Source organism: Bartonella bovis 91-4, assembly GCF_000384965.1.
Taxonomy (GTDB): Bacteria; Pseudomonadota; Alphaproteobacteria; order Rhizobiales; family Rhizobiaceae; genus Bartonella; species Bartonella bovis.
The window spans coordinates 1,243,966-1,247,373 of record NZ_CM001844.1 but is presented as its reverse complement, the minus strand read 5'-3'; the positions used below and the strand labels follow the sequence as shown (position 1 = coordinate 1,247,373).

Genomic DNA, 3,408 nt, shown 5'->3' with positions numbered 1-3,408 from the left:
AGGTAGAGGTGTCGGGGTTCAAAAAGGGGTGGATATGACAGCGGGGAAGTTGGTGATAAATATGGGGGAGATTACGTTTAAGAGTGAAGGGGAATTGGGGTGAAGGTGATGGGACGGGACGGCTGATTTGACAAAGGTGACGATTACAGGAGAGGGAGTGGAAAGGGACGGGGTGATTATGGGTGGGACAAAGATGATGACGATGACTAATGTGGATATTTCAAAGGTTGAGAAGGGGTGGATGTGCAGAAGGGAAGTTGGAGATGATGGGGGACGGTGACGTTTAACAATGGGAGCGGGAATTATGGGGTGAGGGTGGGAGATAGGGTGACAAGTGCTACTTTGACGAGTGTGAAGATTGAGGGAAAGGGTGGAAATGGAGAGGGAAGTAAGGGGGTGTGGATGGAAAGTACGGGGACGATGATGATAAGTGGGGGATCGATTTCAAAGGTTGAGAAGGGGGTGTATGCAACGGGGGCGGGGAGGTTGGTAATGACTGGGGTGCAGATTTCAAAGGTTAAAATGGGGGTGGAGGCGACTAATGGGATGTTGGTGATAAAGGGGAACTCGACGATTACGTTTAACAATGGGAGCGGGAATTATGGGGTGAGGGTGAAGAATGGGGTGACGATGGCTACTTTGACGAGTGTGACGATTGCGGGGACGGGGAGTGGGGAGGGAAGTAAGGGGGTGATCGTGGGGAGTGAGGACGTGGGTGCAACGGGGACGAAGATGATTATGGAGGAAGTGCGGATTTCAAATGTAGCAATGGGGGTAGAGGTGACAAAGGGGATACTAGCGATGAAAGGAGGGTCAATTGGGTTTATGGGAGAGTATGGGGTTAGTCTCACAAAGAGCACTGCTGCTTTAATGGGGATCACTATCAAGGGAAACAATCAGGGAAAAGAGGGTGTCAAGCTTAATGGGGGAATGGTCGATCTCTACAAAACGAATATAAGAGAGGTCCAGAAAGGGATGAGTGTCGAAAATGGGGTTGTCCGCATGTTTGAAGGGGAAATTGGGTTTATGGGAAATTATGGTATAGGTCTTTCAAAGAGCACTGCTGCTTTAAAGAATGTCAGAATTACAGGTCCTAGTAATAAGGGTACAGGGGTGATTATGCAGAATGGGGTGGGAGCGGTGATGATGAAGGAGGTGAATATATCAAAGGTTGGAACGGGGGTGGAGGTGATGGGGGGGATACTAGCGATGAAAGGAGGGTCAATTGGGTTTATAGGAGAGTATGGGGTTAGTCTCACAAAGAGCACTGCTGCTTTAATAGGGGTCAAAATCGAGGGAAATAGAACAGGAAAAGAGGGTATCAAGCTTAATGGGGGAATAATTGATCTGTTCAGGACAAATATAAGAGATGTTCATAAGGGGATGACGATTACAGAAGGTATTGTTCGTATGTTTGGAGGGGAGATTGGGTTTAAGGGAAATTACGGGGTTTATCTTGACAAGGGTGGGGCTGCTTTAAAAAATGTCAGAATGACTTATACGGGTAACAACAAAACAGCTGACTTCATTAAGGTCAGGGGTGGGACAGTTATCGCTGAGGATATAATTATCACGAGCACTACAGACAATGGGCAGGGGGTAAGCGTAACTAATGGAGGACGGGTGTGGTTGGTTGGTACAGACTTGAAAGGTGTTCATAAGGGGGTGACGATTACAGAAGGAAGTGTCCGTATGGAGGGAGGAGAGATCAATTTTAAGGGAGAGTACGGTGTTTATTTTACAAGACACAAATACAACATTACCTAATGAATCATTTTTAAATAGGGTAATATATTCTGCTAAAAAAGTATAACAGAAAACACTCTCTCAATGCTTAGAGGTGTTTGTTTTTTATATGTTTTAGATTTTGTATATTTTAGCGTATTTATTAGTTTTAGAGATTTTTTTTTGTTTATGGGTTTAGGTCATGGTTTAAGGTCTAGGCGCTTTGTTTGATGTTTTGATTTTATGTGTGTTTTGTTTGTTGTTTGAAGATGTGTGTTTTAGCTTTGTGGGTGTTAAGAGTGTTTTATATTAGGGTATGATGTTTTTAGGTAAGGGTTAGAGTTGGGAGAATTTTATGGGGTTTAAGCCATTTTAGTATGGTTTAGTTTTAGTTTTCTTTTTTTTAGAATAGTTTAGTCTCTTTTAACCTGACAGGTTAAAGGGGAACATGTGGGTTATGGTTATGCGTTGTGTTTTTAAGCATCATGTTTATTTATGTGTTGTCTCAACCGCTCTTATGGCTGGGCTTGCTCTTATAACGTCTCATACAAAGGCGTATGCCGATCAAAATTGTGGGAGTGGTCGTGGTGGTGGTGTTGTTAAAACTATTCAGCATAATGATCAGCCGATTGTGTGTGATAGTCGTGGGACAAGGATACTGAGTAGTACTAGTAATGGTAGGGATATAAATATAGATATGAATAAGGGTGGGGGCTCTGAGGAAGCTGCTGTGACGGTGAAGGATGGGGCAAATATTACGATATTAAAGAAGATAACGGTTACGGGGTCGAAGGGGGGTGGAAAGAGTGGTAGTCTACCGGTGATTAAGGTGTCCAATGCAGGGAAGCTGACGTTGGATGAGGAGGTTGATGTTGGGGGGGCGACGATAAAAAAGGAGATAGTGGTTGATGGGGTGGGGTCTTCTGTTACGTTGAAGGGGAGGTTGACGGGGTTTGAGAGGGTACAGGTGAAGAATGGGGGGCGGTGACGTTGTTGAAGGATGGGGTGGAGATTAAGAAGGTGGAGGTTAATAATGGGGGGGCGGTGACGTTGAATGGGAATGTGACTTTTAATAATGGCAGTGAAGCGGGGATAAAGATTGAGGGGAGTGGGGGGACTGCGAATGTGATAGGAGTGGGGAGGACGATGACTGTTAATGGAAGTGGGAGTGGGATACAGATGGAGGGGTCGGGGACGGGGAAGGCTACTGTGATGGGGTTGAAGATTGTGGGGAGTGGGGGGATGGGGGTGAGGGTGCAGAATGAGACGGGAACGATGGAGTTGAATAAGGTGAATGTTTCAGGTTTCACGATGGGGGTGAATGCGCAAAGTGGGACGGTGAAGATAAATGGGGAGTCGACGATTACGGTTACGAATAGTGGGACGGGGTTGTGGGTGGGGGGAACGGGGAATGCTAGTATGATGGGGGGGAAGATTATGGGGAGTGGGGGTGGGAATTATGGGGTGCAGGGGAAGTGGGACGGGGACGGTGGAGTTGACTAAGGTAGAGGTGTCGGGGTTCAAAAAGGGGGTGGATATGACAGCGGGGAAGTTGGTGATAAAATATGGGGGGAGATTACGTTTAAGAGTGAAAGGGGGAATTGGGGGGTGAAGGTGATGGGGACGGGGACGGCTGATTTGACAAAGGTGACGATTACAGGAGAGGGGAGTGGGAAAAGGGGG

General features: G+C 46.5%; 5 protein-coding genes. All 5 read left to right on the top strand.

Annotated elements, in window-relative coordinates:
- Window positions 1–127: 127 nt before the first annotated feature.
- Complete coding sequence (locus tag BBBE_RS07420; RefSeq protein ID WP_192812760.1) at window positions 128–280, top strand: hypothetical protein; 153 nt, start codon at window positions 128–130, stop codon at window positions 278–280.
- Complete coding sequence (locus BBBE_RS05400) at window positions 277–1,767, top strand: hypothetical protein (protein ID WP_022708702.1); 1,491 nt, start codon at window positions 277–279, stop codon at window positions 1,765–1,767. The genes BBBE_RS07420 and BBBE_RS05400 overlap by 4 nt, the downstream gene beginning before the upstream one ends.
- A gap of 415 nt (window positions 1,768–2,182) precedes the next feature.
- Window positions 2,183–2,713: a hypothetical protein gene (locus BBBE_RS05395; protein ID WP_152023185.1), complete on the top strand. Its 531-nt coding sequence runs from the start codon at window positions 2,183–2,185 to the stop codon at window positions 2,711–2,713.
- Complete coding sequence (locus BBBE_RS05390; protein ID WP_010701532.1) at window positions 2,710–3,228, top strand: hypothetical protein; 519 nt, start codon at window positions 2,710–2,712, stop codon at window positions 3,226–3,228. The genes BBBE_RS05395 and BBBE_RS05390 overlap by 4 nt, the downstream gene beginning before the upstream one ends.
- Window positions 3,185–3,337: a hypothetical protein gene (locus BBBE_RS07415; protein ID WP_192812759.1), complete on the top strand. Its 153-nt coding sequence runs from the start codon at window positions 3,185–3,187 to the stop codon at window positions 3,335–3,337. Before BBBE_RS05390 ends, BBBE_RS07415 begins: the two co-directional genes overlap by 44 nt.
- Window positions 3,338–3,408: the final 71 nt, after the last annotated feature.

Excerpts from the sequence above, each read along its gene's own strand:
- BBBE_RS07415 (WP_192812759.1), top strand. The coding sequence starts at position 3,185 with ATGGGGTGCAGGGGAAGTGGGACGGGGACGGTGGAGTTGACTAAGGTA.
- BBBE_RS05395 (WP_152023185.1), top strand. The coding sequence starts at position 2,183 with ATGGTTATGCGTTGTGTTTTTAAGCATCATGTTTATTTATGTGTTGTC.